We start from the raw sequence: 17,408 nt of genomic DNA on the forward strand, positions 1-17,408 counted from the left end.
ACCGCGAACAGGCCGCGGACATGCGGTTCGCGGAGTGATCGACCAGTCCGGTGATCAACCGGCCAGCGCGCCGAGCAGCTCCTGCCGTTGGGCGGCGCCGTCGAACCTGCGGGCATGCGTCCTGCCCCGATGCCCCGCGGCGATCAATGCGTCCGGCGCGGAGCAGACCTCGGTGATCATCCGCGCCAGCGCGCGGGGGTCGCCCGGTTCGACCAGCCAGCCCGTGCGCCCGTGTTCGACGATGTCGGGTACGCCCCCCGTGCGTGTGCCGATCACCGCCATGCCTGCCGCGGCCGCCTCCGCGAGCGCGAGGCCGAACCCCTCCTGCACCAGCCCGGCGGCGGCACGGCGTACCGGAGCCAGGAAAAGATCATGCTCGGCCAGGAGGGCCGGCATCCGTCCCCGGTCCACCGCACCGGCGAAGGCCACCCGCTCCCCCGCGCGCCGCCGCAGCCGATGATCCAGCGGGCCCGACCCCGCGATCGTCAGCGGCGGAGCATGATCACCGAGCAGCCGCCACGCATCGAGCAGCGTCCCGAAGCCCTTCTGAGCCACGAATCTGCCGGCCGCCAGGCAGCGCACCGTCGTCGCCGGCCGGCGGTCGATCGCGAAGAACTCCGGTGCAACCGGCGGGGGCACCATGATCACCTTTGCCCGCCCGGCCGGCGGCAGCACCGCGGCGATCGCCTCGCGGGTCCAGGAACTGATCACCCCGAACGCGTCCACCCCGGCGACGATCCGGCGCAGCGCGTGGCGGGTGCCGGGCAGCCGCGCCCACCACGCCTCGTGCCCGTGGCTCAATGCGACGATCCGCCGTGCACCGGCCCGCCGGAGCGCGGGCGCCAGTAACCCGAGGGGTGCGGCGGCACTGATCACCACGCGCTCGATTGCCCGCCGCCGGATCAGTTCGGCGGCGGCCCCGGCCACCGCGCGACCGGGCAGCAGGGTCGGCTGCCGGCACCGCCCCCCGCCGGACAACCGCGGACCGGGTATGCGTTCGACGGGGTACGCCAGCTCGGCGTCGTGGGCCGCGCTGCCCGGCTGCCGCGCCGTCAGCACGATCACCTCGCCCAGCCAGTCGCACACCGCGGCATTGAAGGTCTCGATCCCGCCGATCCGCGGACCGAAATCGTTGGTGATCACCAGCGTGGTCACCGGGCGCCGCCGCGCAGCTCCGCGATCCGCCGGTCGATCTCCGCGGCCAGCTCGCGCTCGGACAGTCCGAGGCCGGTCAGCACTCGCTCCGGCGGCTCGCCGGCGGCCAGCTCGGCATACGCCCGCTCCGCCCGTGGGACCGCTTCGGGCCCCCCGCCGGCGATCACCCGCCAGGCAAGCAGGGCCCGGCCGTATCCGGTGCCGCCCGAGCCGAACTCGGCGTCGGTCGGCACTCCGCTCGGCACCCGCCCGCGCAATCCGTCGGCCAGGATCGCGTCCATCTCGCCGACGGCCTCGGGCCAGGCCTGCTGGGCGCGCCACTCGGCGTACCCCTCCTCGACCCACAGCGGCGCATCCGTCGCCCAACTGGCGGTCTCCACGTGCACCGCTTCGTGCGCGATCAGCACCCCCCGGCCTTCGGGGGTCAGCCGGCCGACCGCAGGGTTGACGATGATCTCTCCGCGGTCATCGGATCCGGACCGGGTCAGAGCCGCAGTTCCGGTACGCCCGGACCCGCCGGTCAGCCGGGCGAAGCCGTCGGCATTGCGCGGCACGATGATCAACAACTCCCCACCCGACCGCCCGGCGGCCGCCAGCCAGGGGGCCGGGTCGTCGGCGGCGAGCACCGCGACGTCACCGGCAGCGCGAGGTTCGACGGGCTCGAGCGCCCAGACCGGCAGCTCCGCACCGGTCGTCGCGGCCCCGATTCCGGCGAGTCGCGCCGCGTCCCCGGTGCCCTCGACCACCAGCCACAGCGGCGTGGCCCGCTGCCCGGACCAGCCGTCGACCGACCAGGTCACCGTCGTCTCGATCGCCCGATCACCGCGCGGGTCACCCGGACCGGGCGGCCGTTGCCGCCCGGTGGCGGCGAGTCCGCGAAGATCGAGCCGGGCCAGATTGCTGCGCAGCAGGTCGGTGGTCGCGGCCCCGCCGGGCGTGGACCGGCTCTCCCACAGCCCGCGGTCGTCGTTGATCGCCGCGCGGACCAGATCGCCGAGCAGGACGCGCGGATCGTCCTCACCCGGCGCGGTCTGCGGCGGAGCGGCGCAGCCGGGAAGAACCAGACTCGCCGCGGCCATCAGGGCCGCGGCGAGCAGGCGTAGCGCCGGAGTCAGCGTGGGTCGTGCGCTCAGAGCACGCGGGCTGCGGTGTTGAACGGCATCTGGTCGACAGGTGCGTAGCTGACCGTCTTGCCCGGCCGGGGCGAGTGGATGATCTTGCCGTTGCCGACGTAGATCGCGACGTGGCTGATCGGCGAGTAGTAGAAGACGAGGTCGCCCGGCTTCAGGTCGCTGCGGCTGACCCGCTTGCCGGCGCCGGCCTGCGCGCGCGACACGCGCGGCAGGCTGACCCCGGCTGCCTTGAAGGCGTAGGAGGTGAAGCCGGAGCAGTCGAAGGAGTCCGGGCCGGTCGCCGCGTACACATAGGGCTTGCCGAGCTGGGCCTTGGCCGTGGCGAGCACCTTGGCCACCCGATCGCTGTCGGGGATGCCGGCGGTCGGGTCGGAATTGCCCGACGACGAGGTCTTGGACGACGAGCCGGACGAGCCGGAGCCCGAACCGGTCGAGCCCGACGAGGAATCGGAATCGCTGTCGGAATCGGCGTTGGCCGCGGCCGCCTCTTCCTGCTGGCGGCGCTCCTCCTCGCGCTGCAGCCGCTGACGCTCCTCCTCGGTGAGCCGATTCAGCACGGCCTCGGCGTCGGCGACCTTTTGCTTGGACTGCTTCTGCAGATCCGAGACCTTGCGCTCCTGCTCCGCGATGGTCTTCACATCCGCCTCGGAGTCGCGCTTCATCGTGGCCAGCGACGCCTCCTGGGCCTGGAACTCCTGCAGCAGACCGTTCTGGCTGTCCGTGACGTGCTGCACGGTCGCGAACCGGTTGATGAACGTGTCGCCGTCGGAGCTGAACAGCACCCGGGTGCTGGGGTCGAGTGCGCGGTCCTGGTACTGCGCCAGCGCGAGCGCCCGGAGCTGAGCCTTCAGGTCCTCGACCTTGCGCTGCTGCCCGGCCTCGTCGGATTCGCGGTTCTTCAGCGCCTCACGCGCCTTGTCCAGCTTCTCCTGGGCCTCCAGCGCGTCCTGGTCGATCGCGTTGGCCTCGGTCTGGAGCTCCTCGACCCGCTTCTTCGCGGCCTCGACCGCATCGGGATCGGCGCTCGCCAGGGGTGCCGCGACTGCGGTCCCCGCGATCAGACCGGCGGTCAGGGCCATCGTTCCCAACAGCCGGAGACCGGCCTTGCGGCGATTGCGTGCTGCCACGCGCATTCCTTCCTGGGCGTACCGCCGGTTCCTGAGAACCGGCCGACGTGATCTCAGCCTGTGCGCCGGGTCCGGTGGGGAAGCCCGCAACTGCCGCGCGACACGGCAGCAACAATAGGGGTACGCCCGCCCTCCGGCAAACCTTGGCCGCGGTTTCCCTCAGGTTTTCCTCATTTTTTCCTCAGGGGCGCGCTATCGGCCCGTTGTCGGTGGGCGCGCGTAGCGTCCGCCGCCATGACCGCCCCCCGGGCCCAGCCCAGCTTCGACGACCTCGGCACCCCGCTGTCGGCCGCGACGTTCTGTGTCGTCGACCTGGAGACCACCGGCTCCGGCCCGGGCGCCTCGATCACCGAGTTCGGCGCGGTGAAGGTCCGGGCCGGCGAGCGGCTGGGCGAGTTCCAGACGCTGGTCCGGCCGGTCGGCGCGATCCCGGCATCGGTGACGGTGCTGACCGGCATCACCAACGAGATGACCGCGGGCGCGCCGTCGCTGGCGCAGTCCCTTCCGGCCTTCCTGGAGTTCGCCGCCGGGACGGTGCTGGTGGCGCACAACGCCCCCTTCGACACGGGCTTCCTGCGCCGCGCTTGCGCCGAGCTCGGTTATCCCTGGCCCGGCTGGACGGTGCTCGACACCGCCGCCCTGGCGCGCACCATCCTGCTCCGCGAAGAGGTACGCAACTGCCGGCTCGGCACACTGGCCCGGCACTTCGGCTCGCCGACGACGCCGGACCACCGGGCGCTGACCGATGCCCGGGCCACGGTCGACGTGTTGCACGGGCTGTTCGAGCGGGTCGGCAATCTCGGCGTCGGGACGGTCGAGGACCTCGTCGAGTTCTCCCGCAAGGTCTCCCCGCAGCGCCGCCGCAAGCGAGTGCTCGCCGACGGCCTGCCCGAGGGCCCGGGCACCTATGCCTTCGTCTCCGACCGGACGGGACCGGGCCGCGCCGGCCCGGACGGGGTCGAGATCCTCTATGTCGGTACCTCCGTCAACGTTCGCCGCCGGGTCCGCAGCTACTTCACCGCGGCCGAGAAGCGCCGCCGGATGGAGGAGATGGTGCGGCTCGCCACGGCGGTCCGGGCCACCCCGTGCGCGACGGGTCTGGAGGCCGAGGTGACCGAACTGCGGCTGATCCTCGCCCACCGGCCGCGCTACAACCGCAAGTCGCGGTTCCCCGAGCGCGAGGCATGGTTGAAACTGACCCGCGAGGCATTCCCCCGGCTCTCGGTGACCAAGGCCGTGCGCGGCGACGGCTGCGACTATCTCGGCCCGTTCCCGAACCGGCAGGCCGCCCAGGCGGCTGCCGCCGCACTGCATGACGCCTTCCCCATCCGCCAGTGCACGGCGCGCCTGTCGCCGCGCCGACCGAGTTCGGCGTGCGCGCTCGCCGAGCTCGGCAGGTGCGCGGCGCCGTGCGATCGCAGTATCGATGTCGCGGGGTACGCGGCGATCGTCGATCGCGTCCGGATCGCCTGGCGGGCCGACATCCGGGCTCCCCTGGGCTCCGTCGCGCGGCGACTGGAGCGGCTGATCGCCCAGCGGCGGTTCGAGGAGGCCGCGGCACTGCGCGACCGGCTCGACGCCCTGCGCCGGGCGAGTGTGCGGATGCATCGGATCGCGGCGCTGGCCCGCTGTCCGCAGATGGTCGCCGCGGCGCCGGCGCGGGCGGGCTGGGACATCCACGTGATCCGCCACGGCCGCCTCGCCGCGGCCGGGCGTACCGATCGGGCGGAGAACCCGCTGACCCTGGCCGACGAGCTGGTCGCCGGCGCGGCCACCGTGCCCGAGCCGACCACCCCGCCGCTGCCGGCGGGCAGCATCGCCGAGGCCGAGCTGCTGGCGGGCTGGCTGGAGCGTCCCGGGGTGCGGCTGATCGAGATCACCGGCGAGTGGAGCTGGCCGGTACATGCGGGCATCTCGCGCGCGGAGCGACCGGCCATGCTGCTCGGTGCTCTAGGGTGACGGCATGGTCACCGCGATCGTCTTCGTGCACGCCGATGTCGCCCGGATTCCCGAGGTCGCCGAGCAGATCGCCGGCCTCGACGGGGTCACCGAGGTCTACTCGGTGACCGGCGGGATCGACCTGATCGTGCTGGTCCGGGTCCGCAACCACGACGACATCGCCGCGGTCGTCGCCGATCGGCTGAACAAGATCGACGGCGTCGTGCGAACCGAGACCCACATCGCCTTCCGGACCTATTCCAGCCACGACCTGGAAGCCGCCTTCTCGCTGGGCGACTGATCGTGTCGCGCGTACCCACCCCGGTGCTGGCGGTGCTGGCCGTCGTCGCGGTGTTGATCTTCCTGGCGGTTGCCGGTGGCCTGTACTGGCTCAGCCTGGACCAGCCGATGGAGCCGGTCACGCTGCAGCCCGGCTGAGGGCTGGCGCCGGCGATCAGGCCAGCGCCAACCCGACGGCCGTCAGTCCGGCCAGCGCGACCGCGCCGCCACCGAGCAGCAACCACTGGTTGCGGCCGCGTGCCGCGGCATTGCCGGGCGCCCAGCCGATCAGCGCGCCGGCCAGGGCGCCGCCGAGGATGCCGCCCAGCAGGCTGACCACGCCGAGCAGCGAGCCGCCGACGCCGCCGAGCACCACGTTCATCACGATCAGCAATGCGAACAGGATCAGGTCGGGCCGCACATCCATGCCCTGGCGGAACTTCAGCACCGCATTCGCGCCGAGCAGCCCGAAGATCGCCGCGCTCGCTCCGTACGCCGCCGCGCCCGGGCCGCCGAACAGGGCGAGCGCCGCGACGCCGCCCAGTCCGGCGATCACCCATACCGCGATCGTGCGCGCGCTGCCGACCATCGCCTCGATCGCGTTCCCGATCAACAAGATCATCAGCACGTTGATGATCATCGCGAACAACCCGCCGGGGACCAGCGTCCAGGTGATGGCCCGCCAGACCTCGCCGGCTGCCGCGGCCTGGCTGATCCAGGCCATCAGCATGGTGAACATGCCGCCGGTGATCAGGTCGGCAATACCGAACAGGGCGACGACCGCCGCGAGCACGACCGGTGCGCCGAAGCCGAGCCGCAGGCCGAAGCCTCCCGGCAGCGCCATCTGCGGCTGGTTGCCGCGGGCGGCGGCGCCACGCGGCCGGCGTACCCCCTCGTTGGCGGCGCCGACGCATTCCGGGCACTGGAAGCCCACCGACGCCGGCGCCATGCACTCACCGCAGATCGGCTTGTTGCACCGCTGGCAGGTGATTCCGGTACGCCGGTCCCGGTGCCGGTAGCAGGGTTGGAACCGGGCATCGTCCGACGGGCCCCGATCGGGATCGGGCACCGGACGCGGGCCGCTCGGGTGATCGGACAAGATCAGCCCTGGTCGATCTCGACGGACTCGATCACCACGGGATCGTTCGGCCGGTCGTTGCGGCCGGTCGGCACCTTGGCGATCTTGTCCACGACCTCGCGGGAGGCCGGATCGGTCACCTCGCCGAAGATGGTGTGCCTGCGGTTCAGGTGCGGCGTCGGGCCGACCGTGATGAAGAACTGCGATCCGTTGGTGCCGGGTCCGCGGTTGGCCATCGCCAGCAGGTAGGGGCGGTCGAAGGCGAGGTCGGGGTGGAACTCGTCGTCGAACTCATAGCCCGGGCCTCCGGTGCCGGTGCCGAGCGGATCGCCGCCCTGGATCATGAACCCGTCGATGATCCGGTGGAAGGTGGTGCCGTCGTAGTAGTTGTCGGTGGTCAGCACCCCGGTCTCCGGGTGCTCGAACTCCTTGGTCCCGGTGGCCAGCCCGACGAAGTTCTGCACCGTCTTCGGGGCCTGGTTGTCGAACAGCTCGATGACGATGTCGCCGTGGTTGGTGTGCAGCGTGGCAGTGGACACGTGTGGGCCTTTCGGGTCGATTGCTCGCCGACCGGTCGGGGCCGGCTGGCCCCCGGTGCGGCACCCGTCCATCTTGGCACGAGCGCCCGGGTGGGCCGCTGCGGTGCCCGGCGGACGCGGTAACGTGACCGGGTCCGCCCCGACCGGGGCCGACGAACCCCATCGGAGGAAGCGATGAGCAAGCGAAAGAACGCCGCCGCAGAGATCACTCACACGGCCGCCAAGGCTGGCGAGGACGCGCTGAACAAGATCGGCCCGTACGTCGAGCAGGCCCGCGACCAGATTGCCCCCAAGATCGATGAGGCGATCGGCTCCGCGCGCGAGCGACTGGACAAGGACATCCTGCCTCGGTTGAACGAGGTGCTGAAGGACGCGTCGGAGCACCCGGCCGCCGAGGAGGCCCGCAAGCGCAGCCAGGCCGCCGCGGCCGCCCTGCGTGGCGAGCTGTCGCTGCCCGAGCCCAAGCGCAAGCGCAAGGTCTTCCTGCCTTTGCTGCTGGTGCTGCTCACGGCCGGCCTGGGTTACCTGGCCTGGAAGAAGCTGGCCGGTGACAAGGACGAGTGGGAGACCTACGGCAACACGTCGTGGAATCCCAGCGATGACTTCTCGGTGAAGGACGACAGCACCAGCCAGAGCTTCTCCGAGCCGGTCGATGTGCCGGAGGCCGCCGGTCAGGATGCGCCGGCGGCCGGGTCGGCCGGCCCGGATGCCGCGAGCACCTATGGCCCCGGCAGCTACGTGGGCGACGAGCCGCCGGTCGGCCACACGATCAAGGGCAATGCCCGGTCGATGAAGTACCACACGCCGGACTCCGGCGGCTACGAGCGCACCATCGCCGACGTCTGGTTCACCGACGAGGACGCGGCGCAGCGGGCAGGTTTCACCCGCGCCCAGCGCTGACCCGCGGCCCCGACGCCGCACACCGCCAGTGGCGGGTCCCCGTTGCGGGGGCCCGCCACTGACGTCTTCTGGCGTCTTCGGTGGTCCCTGACGAGCCGAGTGACGTCCGCGACTGCAGCGGCGTACCTCTATCCGCGAACTCAACCGGCACCCGCGAACCGAGTAACGCCCGCGCCTGCCGACTCAGCCCGCGGATACGACCAGACACCCCCATCCGCGAACCCAACCGGCACCCGCGAACGGAGCAACGCCCGCGGATGCCGATTCAGCCCGCGGATGCGGCGTCGCGTCCCGTCGGCCCGACCTTTCCAGTCTCGACCTGCCCGGCCCTGCCCGACCTCCCACCCCGACCCCGGATACCGGACCTCGACCCCGGACCCCGGCCCGAGGTGTTGTCCGAACCCACCCAGGTGTTGTCCGACACGGGCCCGGTGTTGTCCGAATGCGGTCAGGTGTCTCCCGAGTGCCTCCCGAACGCCGGTACGCCCGGATTCCCCGCTGAACTGTTCCTGCGGCCGCCCGCCGGGTGGCACCGGGATCGAGGAGGCGAGATGTCAGGACAGCGCAGCGACACCGAGTGTCGGGGGACGCATGAGTGGGTGTCGGCTGCGCCGTTCCGGGCGCATCTCGCCGATCTGGTCGGGACCACCGGGTTGCCCTGGCGGGCGGTCGCCCTATATGCCGATGTGCCGACGCGATGCGTGCGGTCACTCTTGTTCGGCCGCCGGGGTCGCGTCGTGCGGCGGATTCCCGCGCGGGTCGCCGAACGGTTGCTGCGCGTCCGCGCCGCGCAGCTCAACGGGCTGACAGCCCGGTCCGGCGATGCCTGGGCGGCGCACGATCTGGCGTCGCGCCTGGCCGGGCGCGGCCGGTCCGCGGCGGAGATCGCACTTCTCGCGCGAGCCACCCGGGACGAGGCAGCGCTGTGGCTGGTCGGCCCGCCCGGCTGGGTCTCCGCGCGCAGCGTGCTGCTGTTGCAGGCCGCCTGTCACGCGGCGGGCATGGACTGGGCCGGGCCCGCCGACCCGTGGGAACCCAGCCCGGCGGAAGCCGCGGCCTAGGCTGCCCGGCATGTTCGGAGATGCCGCGAGCCTGCCCACCGCGCTGGGGCTGGCCGTGGCGACGGCCGCGGCCTGTGCGGCGGGCTCTCGGGTGTTGCCGGCGCTGCTGCTCGAGCCGGCCGAGCCCGACGGCAAGCGGCCGTACGCCGAGCTGGCCGACGCGCCGATGGTCCTGGGCTGCGGCACCGCCGGCGCGATCGCCGGCGGTCTGATCGGCTGGTTCCTGCCCTGGCCGCTGTGGCCGGCCTGGCTGGTGTTCGCCACGCTCGGCCTGGTGCTGATCGCGATCGATGCCCGCACGACCTGGCTGCCGCTCGCGCTGACCCGGCCGCTGTGGGCGGCGACGGCGGCGGCCGTGCCGGTGACGGGTGCGCTGGCGGGTTGGGAGGTCGCATTCCGGATGATCGTCGCGGGGGCGGCGGTGGGCGCCTTCGTGTTGGCGTTCTGGTGGGTCGGGCGCGGCGCGCTCGGCTTCGGCGATGTCCGGCTCGCCCCCGTCCTCGGCGTCGTCACCGGCACCCTGGGCGTCGGCGCCGTCCTCTGGGGGCTGCTGCTCGGCTCGCTGATCGGCGTCGCCTGGGGGCTCCTCGCGCGCCTGACCGGGCGCCGAGGCGCCTTTCCCTACGGCCCGGCCCTGTGGCTGGGTGCGCTGCTCGCGATTCCGCTGACCGCGTCCTGAACTCAGCCGACGTTCGCGCGCTCGGCGCCGATCGTGGTGTCGGGTCCGTGGCCGGTGTGCACGACCGTCTCGTCCGGCAATTCGAACAGGCGCGTCCTGATCGATTCCACGATCAGGTTCTCGTCGCTGAAGGAGCGGCCGGTCGCACCCGGGCCGCCGGAGAAGAGGGTGTCGCCCGAGAACAGTTCGCCGGTGTCGGGCAGCAGCAGACAGACCGCGCCCGGCGCGTGCCCCGGGGTGTGGATCACCCGCAGGTTCGTCCCGCCGATCCCGATCTCCTGCCCGTCGGCAAGATCGGCATCCCAGGAATCGTCGGGATGGGTCAGCTCCCACAGCGGACGGTCCTCGGGATGCAGGTGGATCGGCGCACCGGTACGCCGACGCAGCTCCGGCGCGTACCGAACATGATCATCATGCGCGTGCGTGCAGACGATCGCACGCAGCTTGCGGTCCCCGACGAGTTCCATGATCGCGTCCGGGTCGTGCGGCGCATCGAGCACGACACACTCCGCATCGTCGCCGATCACCCAGACGTTGTTGTCCACCTCGAAGGTCTGCCCGTCCAGGCTGAACGTGCCCGACGTGACGCCATGATCAACGCGCACACTCACCAGACCACCACCGAACGCAGCACGTCGCCGTCGTGCATCCGGGCGAACGCCTGCTCGACCTGGTCCAACCCGATCTCCTCGGTGACGAACGCATCCAGGTCGAGGCGACCCTGCTGGTACAGATCGACCAGCATCGGGAAGTCGCGCTCGGGCAGGCAGTCGCCGTACCAGCTCGACTTCAGCGACCCGCCGCGGCCGAAGAAATCGATCAAGGGCAGGTCGGGCACCTTCATCTCCGGCGTGGGTACGCCGACCAGCACCACCGTCCCGGCAAGATCACGCGCATAGAACGCCTCTCGCCAGGTCTCCGGCCGGCCGACCGCGTCGATCACCACATCGGCACCAAACCCGTCGGTGAGCGCCTGGATTCCCTCCACGGGATCGGCCCGCGACGAGTTGATCACATCGGTCGCACCGAGATTCTTCGCCCACTCCAGCTTCCGGTCATCGACGTCCACGGCAATGATCCGGCCCGCGCCGGCCAACCGCGATCCGACGACGGCGGCCATCCCGACGCCGCCGACGCCGATCACCGCCACGCTCTTGCCACGACCGACGTTGCCGGTGTTGATCGCCGCTCCGAGCCCGGCCATCACGCCGCAGCCGAGCAGTCCGACGGCCGCCGGACGCGCGCTCGGATCGACCTTGGTGCACTGCCCCGCCGCGACCAGGGTCTTGTCCGCGAAGGCGCCGATACCCAGCGCCGGGCTGAGTTCGGTCCCGTCGGTCAAGGTCATCTTCTGCAACGCATTGTGGGTGTCGAAGCAGTACCAGGGTTCGCCGCGTCGGCATGCCCGACACCTGCCGCAGACGGCACGCCAGTTGAGGACGACGAAATCGCCGGGGGCGACCTCGTCGACGCCCTCGCCGACCGATTCGACGACCCCCGCCGCCTCGTGACCCAGCAGGAACGGGAACTCGTCGTTGATGCCGCCCTCGCGATAGTGCAGATCGGTGTGACACACCCCGCAGGCCTGGATCGCAACGACCGCCTCACCGGGCCCGGGATCGGGGATGTTGATCTTCTCGATGCGGACCGGTTCGCCCTTGGCCCGCGCCACGACTCCGTTCACCTGCTGCATGGCACCAACTATTGCCGACGCGACACCGCGCCCGTGAGCGGGGTCACAGACCGAGGCCGCGGCGACCGATCTCGTTCAGGTCGGAGACGGCGAACCGATCGGGCCAGCCGGCCTCGTAGTTCTCCTCGGGGAAGTCGGCCGGGCTGTTGCCGGTCTCCAGGGCCCGCGCGACGCTCGCGGCGTACTCCGCATTCTTGGCACACCACGGCGCGGCGGGGATGTACATGACATTGCCCCAGCCCTGCTGGTCTGTGACCGGCGCGACGGAGTGGATCATGTCGCAGTGCCACCACACGGTGTCGCCGGGAGCGACGTCCGGGATCCCGGACAGCCCGCGCACGAGGTGCGGGTGCAGCTCGGGATTCACCGGGAAAGTGCGATTCGGGCGTACCCCGGCCATCTCCGTCTCCGGAACATCGGACAGCAGCGGGCGCAACATCAGGTACGCCATCGCCTTCGGGATCGGCACGGTGTGCAACACGCCCTGGTCGCGGCCCATCTCACTGAGCGCGGTCCACCCCTGGAAGGTGCGGAAGGCCGAGCACATGGTGCTGCCCGGATACTGCGCGGCCTCGGTGCGGTACGCGGCATCCCACGGGTCGTAGCTCGCGACATCACCGGCGAACAGGTGGCGGAAGTGCTCCTGGTAGCCGGCGGTCATCCACAGGTCGAGCGTGCCCGGGTCGAGATGGGTGCCGAGGCCGCCCGAGTCGGTGCCCGGCGGGCGGCGGCGGATCCGGTCGGGGTAGAGCGAGTCGCGGTCGGGATCGAACCAGACCCGGCCCTCGGACTCATGCGTCCACAGCGAGTTCAGGAAGCCCTGTGCAGTGGCCATCCGCGGATGGGTACGCGCCGCCATCTGCGCCCCCGACCAGTAGATCGGGTAGATCTCGGGCTTGCTCATCACCGACTCGAAGAAGTCATCGGCGGGACCGGTGTAGGCGTCGAAGAAGCCGTTGCCCTCGACATAGTCGACGATGTCGCGATCCCACTGCTCGGCCTGCGCGCGGTCGAAGGTGCCGCGGATTACCGCGCAGCCGCGGCGGCGTACCTGCGCGCGCTGCTCGTCGGAGATCTCACCGGCGGCGATGTCGGCGAAGTCCAGGACCGGCCAGACCTCCTCGCCGCGCGCCCGGGTCGCTTCTATGTCGGCGACCTCGGCCTCGACGTGGGCGACCACATCGGCGAACACGTCCTCGACGCTGCGGCCGGACTCGCGCTCGATGCGCTCGCGAAGTGCCCGCTTGATCTCGGCAGTGGCAGCGGCCAGGTCGGTCGGCTGGGTCTCCCAGTGCGGCAGCTCGGTGGTGCTCGTCATGATCATCCTCGATCCTGCGATATTAGTAAAGATTCCTAACTAACGATAGGCGGTGCGACTGGCCCGCGCAAGCCTCCCCTGCCAGACTCCCGGGGTGACCACGCCCTCGCAGGACCTCGTCCGCGCCGAGACCGACCGGCAGGTGCTGCGTGAGTTCTTCGCCAACGCCCGGTTGACCCGGGCCGAGGTGGCGGCGAGTACAGGCATCTCGAAGCCGACGATCAGTCAGGCGGTACGCCGGCTCGCCGAGCGCGGGCTGCTCGCCGAGGCCGGCCCGGCCAGCGGCGGCCGCGGCCGATCCGGGACCTGGTATGCGCTACGAGCCGACGCCGGGTGCGCGCTTGCGGTCGATGCGGGGCCGGACGGGGTACGCGCGGAACTGCTCGACCTGACCGGTGAGCGGCTGGCCGAGGTGGCCCGCCCGCTGCGCGCGCCGGTGGCCGGCAAGGCCCTGGCCGAGGCGCTCGATGGCGTGCTGGCGGAGGCGACGGCGGCCAGCCCGGGATCGGTGCTGGCGGCGACGGTGGGCGCGGCCGACCCGGTCGACCAGGGCAGCGGCCGGCTGGTCGAGCTGCCCGGATCGCCGTTCCTGATGGGCGATCTGGACGCCGGGGCCATCCTGGAGCGCCACGTGCCGGGCCGCTGGCTGCTCGACAACGACGTGAACTGGGCCGCGCTCGCCGAGCGCGAGGCGGCCGGGACGCCGGGCCCGCCGGAGTTGGTGTTGATCTATCTCGGCCCGGGCATCGGTTCCGGGCTGATCATGGACGGGCGGATCGTCCGCGGCGCGCGCGGGCTGGCCGGCGAGCTGGCCCAGGTGCCGGTGCCCGGGCCGGAGGGGACGCTGCGCCTGGTCGAGCTGCCGGGCGCGCTCGGCCTGACCAGGCCCGGGACCTCGGCGATCGATGTTGCCCGAGCCCGCGCGATGATCACCGATCCGGTACGCCGCGAGCCGCTGCTCGCCGGGCTGACCGCGGCGATCTGCGCGGTCACGGCGCTGCTCGACCCCGGGCTGGTCTTGATCACCGGGCCGTGGGGCCGCGGCACGGGCCTCGCCGAGGCACTGGATGCGCGGGTCGCCGCCGAGGCCGGCGTACCCGCCCCGGTACGGGAGGCCGCCCTGGGCCCGGATGCGGTGATGATCGGCCTGCGCACCGCGGCCCTCGCGCGTGCCCGCGCCGCTCTCGAGACCCACTGACGGCAACCACGATTCTGCAAAGGGCGGAACACTTCCCGCTGTTTGCAGAATCCTCGGCGGATATCGCTCAGGCGTCCCCGGCGGCGCGTCGGGTGGCGGCGGCCCAGGCCTCCAGCTTGGCGGTGGCGGCACCGGATTCCATGGCGGCGACGGCGTCGGCCAGGCGCGGGCGGAGTTGCTCGGCGAGCTCGCGGTCCAGGTTCGGCCCGGCATAGGCGAGCAGGGCCGCGGCGGCGTTCAGCGCGACGATGTCGCGGACCGGGCCGGGCTCGCCCGCGAGGGTACGCCGAGCGATGTCGGCATTCAGCGCCGGCTCGCCGCCGACGAGTTGGTCGGGACTCGCCCGCGCCAGACCCAGCTCGGCGGGATCCAGTTCCACCTCGCGGACCCGGCCGCCGCCGATCAGCCAGACCCGCGAGCGGGTCGTGGTGGTCAGCTCGTCCAACCCGTCGCCGCCGTGGAATACCATCCCGCGGTGCCCGCGGTCGGCGATCACGCCGGCGACCAGCGGCGCCGACCGGGCGTCGGCGATCCCCACGGCCTGGGCGGCGGGCCGGGCGGGGTTGGCCAGCGGGCCCAGCAGATTGAACGTGGTGGCGATGCCGAGCTCGCGCCGCGCCTGCGCGGCATGCCGCAGGGCCGGGTGATAGCGCGGCGCAAAGAAGAAGACGATGCCGGCCTCCTCCAGCAGCGCCGGCTGCGCCTGCGGGCCCGGGTCGAGGACCACCCCGAGCTCCTCCAGCACATCGGCAGTGCCGCAGGCCGACGACGCCGCCCGGTTGCCGTGCTTGGCGACCCGCGCTCCGGCCGCGGCGGCCACGATCGCCGCCATCGTCGAGATGTTCACGGTGTTCGCCCGGTCACCACCGGACCCGACGACATCGACGGTCTCGCCCCCCAGCCGCACCGGCGTACCGTGCTCCAACATCGCATCGGCCAGGCCCCGCAGCTCGGCCACGGTCTCGCCCTTGGCCCGCAGCGCCACGGCGAAGGCCGCCACCTGCACGGGCACGGCGGCGCCGGTCAGCACCTCCGACATGGCCCAGCGCGCGTCATCGGTCGACAGGTCGGCGCCTCGGACGAGCGCGGTCAGCAGATCCGGCCAGTTCGGAACCGCGGACCCGGACGCAGTCGCGGCCACCTGCTCAGGCGACGGTGTCGGCGAGGCGGGTACGCAACTGCCCGGCGACGACGCCCGGCAGCGCGACGGGATCGACCGGATGGGTCGACACCGCATCGGCATGCGACCAGGTGGCGAGCCAGGCGTCCTGGGGTCGGGCGACCAGGACGACGATCGGCGGGCAGTCGGCCACCTCGTCCTTCACCTGGCGACACAGCCCCATCCCGCCGGCCGGCACCGCCTCGCCGTCGAAGACCGCGACATCCACCCCGCCGGCGTCGAGCGCGCGCAGCACCGCCTTGTAGGTGGCGGCCTCGACGATCGCGATCTCGGGCAGGTCGGCGGCGACGCGGCGGCCCAGGGCGTACCTGATGTCGTCCCGGGTGGACCGGTCATCGGAATAGATCAACACGGTCGCGGGTCGCTCGGCTGCTTGGTCATCCATGGCTGTTCGTCCTCACTCCAACACCGTGTAGTACGACAATTCGTCGTCGATCCTCCGTGACGTTCGCGAGCATGGTAGCGCCCGGGTTACGGGTGATCGCGATCACGACCGGCGCGGCAGGGTCCCCCAAAGATGCCGGACGGACGATCTATGGCAATAATGACCCCGTGGCAACATCAATCGAGGCTGTCGGCGACGCCGGTTCGGCGCGCCGCCCGGACGAGATCGCGGCGGGTGCCCTGCACCGGATCAATCCGGCCCGCCTGAACGGCGTCAAGGGCCGCCCCGACCTGGCCGCCATCGGCACCATGGTGTGGCTGGCCTCGGACCTGATGTTCTTCGCCGGGCTGTTCGCGGCCTACTTCACCATCCAGAACGTCACCGACGCCCAGGCGGCGGCGACCGGTGGGACGGCGCTGTTCGAGTGGGGCCACTCGCTGATGAACATCCCGTTCACCGTGACCAACACCGCGGTGCTGGTGGCGAGTTCGTTCACCTGCCAGATGGGCGTGTTCGCCGCCCACCGACGGCAGGTCTCGCGTACCGGAAGCATCCTCAACCCGCTCAAGTGGGGGCTGCGCGAGTGGTACATCCTCACCTTCGTGATGGGCGCCTTCTTCATCGGCGGCCAGGTCTTCGAGTACGCCACGCTGTTCAGCGAGGGCCTGACGATCTACAGCGACCCCTACGGCTCGATCTTCTTCCTCGCGACGGGCTTCCACGGCCTGCACGTCACGGGCGGCCTGATCGCCTTCGTGTTCGTCCTCGGCCGCACCTACCTGGCGCGGACCTTCACCCACGAGCAGTACGTGTCCACCGAATGCGTCTCCTACTACTGGCACTTCGTCGATGTCGTGTGGGTGGCGCTGTTCTTCGTGATCTACCTGCTGCCGTTCCTCACCTACTGAGCGCCCCGGAAGGATTGTTGTGAAGTTCTTGTCATCCCGTCGGCGGCACCCGGCGGCGAAGCCGATCCTTCTGCTGCTGGCGCTCTTCTTCATCGGCGGCCTGTACGCCGTCGCGGCGCCGAGTTCGCAGAGCTCGGCCGACGGCGGCAACTCCCAGCAGGTCGCCGAGGGCAAGGCGTTGTACGCCGTCGGCTGCTCCTCGTGCCACGGCATGAACGGCGAGGGCAGCCGCCAGGGCCCGCCGCTCGCCGGTGTCGGCGCCGCTGCCGTCGACTTCCAGGTCGGCACCGGCCGGATGCCGATGGCCGCCTCCGCCGTGCAGGCCCCGCGCAAGCCCGCCCAGTACTCCCAGGCCGAGATCGACGCGCTGGCCGCCTATGTCGCCACCCTGGGCCCCGGCCCCGCGATCCCGGAGCCGGACCAGTACGAGCCGGCCGGGCTGTCGCAGGAGGAGATCAACCGCGGCGGCGAGCTGTTCCGGACCAACTGCTCCGCCTGTCACAACTTCGGCGGCTCGGGCGGTGCCATGCCCAGCGGCAAGGCCGCACCGCCGCTGACCGGCGTCGACCCCAAGCACATCTACGAGGCCCTGCGGACCGGGCCCGGTGAGATGCCGGTGTTCTCCAAGGAGGTCATCACCGACGAGGACGCGAAGGCGATCATCGCCTACCTCGAGGCGCTGCAGCGCCAGCCCTCCGGTGGCCTCACCCTCGGCGCGCTCGGCCCGGTCTCGGAGGGTCTGTGGGCCTGGGTCGTCGGCATCGGCGGCCTGTGCCTGTTCGCCGTCTGGATCGCCTCGAAGGGAGCGCGCGCGAAGTGACCAGCCACGACAACCCG

General features: G+C 71.8%; 18 protein-coding genes and 2 pseudogenes. 10 read left to right on the top strand and 10 right to left on the bottom strand.

Features of this window, described 5'->3' with window-relative positions; genetic code table 11:
• Positions 1-54 precede the first annotated feature (54 nt).
• Genes ACXDC7_RS14315 through ACXDC7_RS14325 form a run of 3 tightly spaced genes read right to left on the bottom strand, consistent with a single transcriptional unit; the run spans position 55 to position 3,415 of the window.
• Entirely contained in the window at positions 55-1,155 is a 1,101-nt protein-coding gene (locus ACXDC7_RS14315; protein WP_459222516.1) for a glycosyltransferase family 4 protein, read from the bottom strand.
• Positions 1,152-2,234, bottom strand: a complete 1,083-nt coding sequence (locus tag ACXDC7_RS14320; protein ID WP_459222517.1) for a hypothetical protein — start codon at positions 2,232-2,234, stop codon at positions 1,152-1,154. Before ACXDC7_RS14320 ends, ACXDC7_RS14315 begins: the two co-directional genes overlap by 4 nt.
• A gap of 50 nt (positions 2,235-2,284) precedes the next feature.
• Complete coding sequence (locus tag ACXDC7_RS14325; protein ID WP_459222518.1) at positions 2,285-3,415, bottom strand: NlpC/P60 family protein; 1,131 nt, start codon at positions 3,413-3,415, stop codon at positions 2,285-2,287.
• 234 nt (positions 3,416-3,649) lie between these two features.
• Between ACXDC7_RS14325 and ACXDC7_RS14330 the strand changes: the two genes are divergently transcribed.
• The 3 genes from ACXDC7_RS14330 to ACXDC7_RS14340 are packed head-to-tail and all read left to right on the top strand — an operon-like array spanning position 3,650 to position 5,791.
• Entirely contained in the window at positions 3,650-5,374 is a 1,725-nt protein-coding gene (locus tag ACXDC7_RS14330; RefSeq protein WP_459222519.1) for a DEDD exonuclease domain-containing protein, read from the top strand.
• 4 nt (positions 5,375-5,378) lie between these two features.
• Positions 5,379-5,654 carry an Lrp/AsnC family transcriptional regulator gene (locus ACXDC7_RS14335; protein WP_179445794.1) on the top strand — a complete coding sequence of 92 codons (276 nt, stop codon included), beginning with the start codon at positions 5,379-5,381 and terminating at the stop codon, positions 5,652-5,654.
• A gap of 2 nt (positions 5,655-5,656) precedes the next feature.
• A complete protein-coding gene (locus ACXDC7_RS14340; RefSeq protein ID WP_459222520.1) occupies positions 5,657-5,791 on the top strand; it encodes a hypothetical protein in 135 nt (44 codons plus the stop codon).
• A gap of 16 nt (positions 5,792-5,807) precedes the next feature.
• Here ACXDC7_RS14340 and ACXDC7_RS14345 read toward each other — a convergent pair whose 3' ends face one another.
• Both ACXDC7_RS14345 and ACXDC7_RS14350 read right to left on the bottom strand, forming a co-directional pair.
• A complete protein-coding gene (locus ACXDC7_RS14345) occupies positions 5,808-6,581 on the bottom strand; it encodes a rhomboid family intramembrane serine protease (RefSeq protein WP_459222521.1) in 774 nt (257 codons plus the stop codon).
• 152 nt (positions 6,582-6,733) lie between these two features.
• On the bottom strand, positions 6,734-7,249 hold the full coding sequence (locus ACXDC7_RS14350; RefSeq protein ID WP_343045960.1) for a peptidylprolyl isomerase: 516 nt from the start codon (positions 7,247-7,249) through the stop codon (positions 6,734-6,736).
• Between the two features lie 174 nt (positions 7,250-7,423).
• Between ACXDC7_RS14350 and ACXDC7_RS14355 the strand changes: the two are divergent.
• From ACXDC7_RS14355 to ACXDC7_RS14370, 4 genes and pseudogenes are all read left to right on the top strand, one after another.
• Positions 7,424-7,693 (top strand): annotated as a pseudogene (locus ACXDC7_RS14355) (DUF5324 family protein); the annotation flags it as partial.
• 288 nt (positions 7,694-7,981) lie between these two features.
• A pseudogene (locus tag ACXDC7_RS14360) lies at positions 7,982-8,149 on the top strand (sunset domain-containing protein); the annotation flags it as partial.
• A 551-nt stretch (positions 8,150-8,700) separates the two neighbouring features.
• Complete coding sequence (locus ACXDC7_RS14365; RefSeq protein WP_459222522.1) at positions 8,701-9,210, top strand: hypothetical protein; 510 nt, start codon at positions 8,701-8,703, stop codon at positions 9,208-9,210.
• Between the two features lie 10 nt (positions 9,211-9,220).
• Positions 9,221-9,889: a prepilin peptidase gene (locus tag ACXDC7_RS14370; protein WP_459222523.1), complete on the top strand. Its 669-nt coding sequence runs from the start codon at positions 9,221-9,223 to the stop codon at positions 9,887-9,889.
• 2 nt (positions 9,890-9,891) lie between these two features.
• Here ACXDC7_RS14370 and ACXDC7_RS14375 read toward each other — a convergent pair whose 3' ends face one another.
• Genes ACXDC7_RS14375 through ACXDC7_RS14385 form a run of 3 tightly spaced genes read right to left on the bottom strand, consistent with a single transcriptional unit; the run spans position 9,892 to position 12,900 of the window.
• The gene (locus ACXDC7_RS14375) at positions 9,892-10,500 is read right to left on the bottom strand and encodes an MBL fold metallo-hydrolase (protein WP_459222524.1); all 609 of its coding nucleotides are present in this window, start codon (positions 10,498-10,500) and stop codon (positions 9,892-9,894) included.
• Positions 10,497-11,582 carry an S-(hydroxymethyl)mycothiol dehydrogenase gene (locus ACXDC7_RS14380; RefSeq protein ID WP_459222525.1) on the bottom strand — a complete coding sequence of 362 codons (1,086 nt, stop codon included), beginning with the start codon at positions 11,580-11,582 and terminating at the stop codon, positions 10,497-10,499. Before ACXDC7_RS14380 ends, ACXDC7_RS14375 begins: the two co-directional genes overlap by 4 nt.
• 43 nt (positions 11,583-11,625) lie before the next feature.
• Positions 11,626-12,900, bottom strand: a complete 1,275-nt coding sequence (locus tag ACXDC7_RS14385; RefSeq protein WP_459222526.1) for a YbiU family protein — start codon at positions 12,898-12,900, stop codon at positions 11,626-11,628.
• Positions 12,901-12,994: 94 nt separating this feature from the next.
• Between ACXDC7_RS14385 and ACXDC7_RS14390 the strand changes: the two genes are divergently transcribed.
• Entirely contained in the window at positions 12,995-14,098 is a 1,104-nt protein-coding gene (locus ACXDC7_RS14390) for an ROK family transcriptional regulator (RefSeq protein WP_459222527.1), read from the top strand.
• Positions 14,099-14,165: 67 nt separating this feature from the next.
• Here the strand turns inward: ACXDC7_RS14390 and trpD are convergent, their stop codons facing one another.
• Complete coding sequence (gene trpD, locus ACXDC7_RS14395; protein ID WP_459222528.1) at positions 14,166-15,239, bottom strand: anthranilate phosphoribosyltransferase; 1,074 nt, start codon at positions 15,237-15,239, stop codon at positions 14,166-14,168.
• 4 nt (positions 15,240-15,243) lie between these two features.
• Positions 15,244-15,663: a response regulator transcription factor gene (locus tag ACXDC7_RS14400; RefSeq protein WP_179445782.1), complete on the bottom strand. Its 420-nt coding sequence runs from the start codon at positions 15,661-15,663 to the stop codon at positions 15,244-15,246.
• A 167-nt stretch (positions 15,664-15,830) separates the two neighbouring features.
• Between ACXDC7_RS14400 and ctaE the strand changes: the two genes are divergently transcribed.
• Both ctaE and qcrC read left to right on the top strand, forming a co-directional pair.
• Entirely contained in the window at positions 15,831-16,571 is a 741-nt protein-coding gene (ctaE, locus tag ACXDC7_RS14405) for an aa3-type cytochrome oxidase subunit III (protein WP_459222529.1), read from the top strand.
• Between the two features lie 19 nt (positions 16,572-16,590).
• Positions 16,591-17,391, top strand: coding sequence for a cytochrome bc1 complex diheme cytochrome c subunit (gene qcrC / locus ACXDC7_RS14410; RefSeq protein WP_179445780.1), 801 nt, complete (start codon positions 16,591-16,593; stop codon positions 17,389-17,391).
• Positions 17,392-17,408 lie beyond the last annotated feature (17 nt).

It is taken from the genome of Naumannella huperziae (assembly GCF_054073625.1).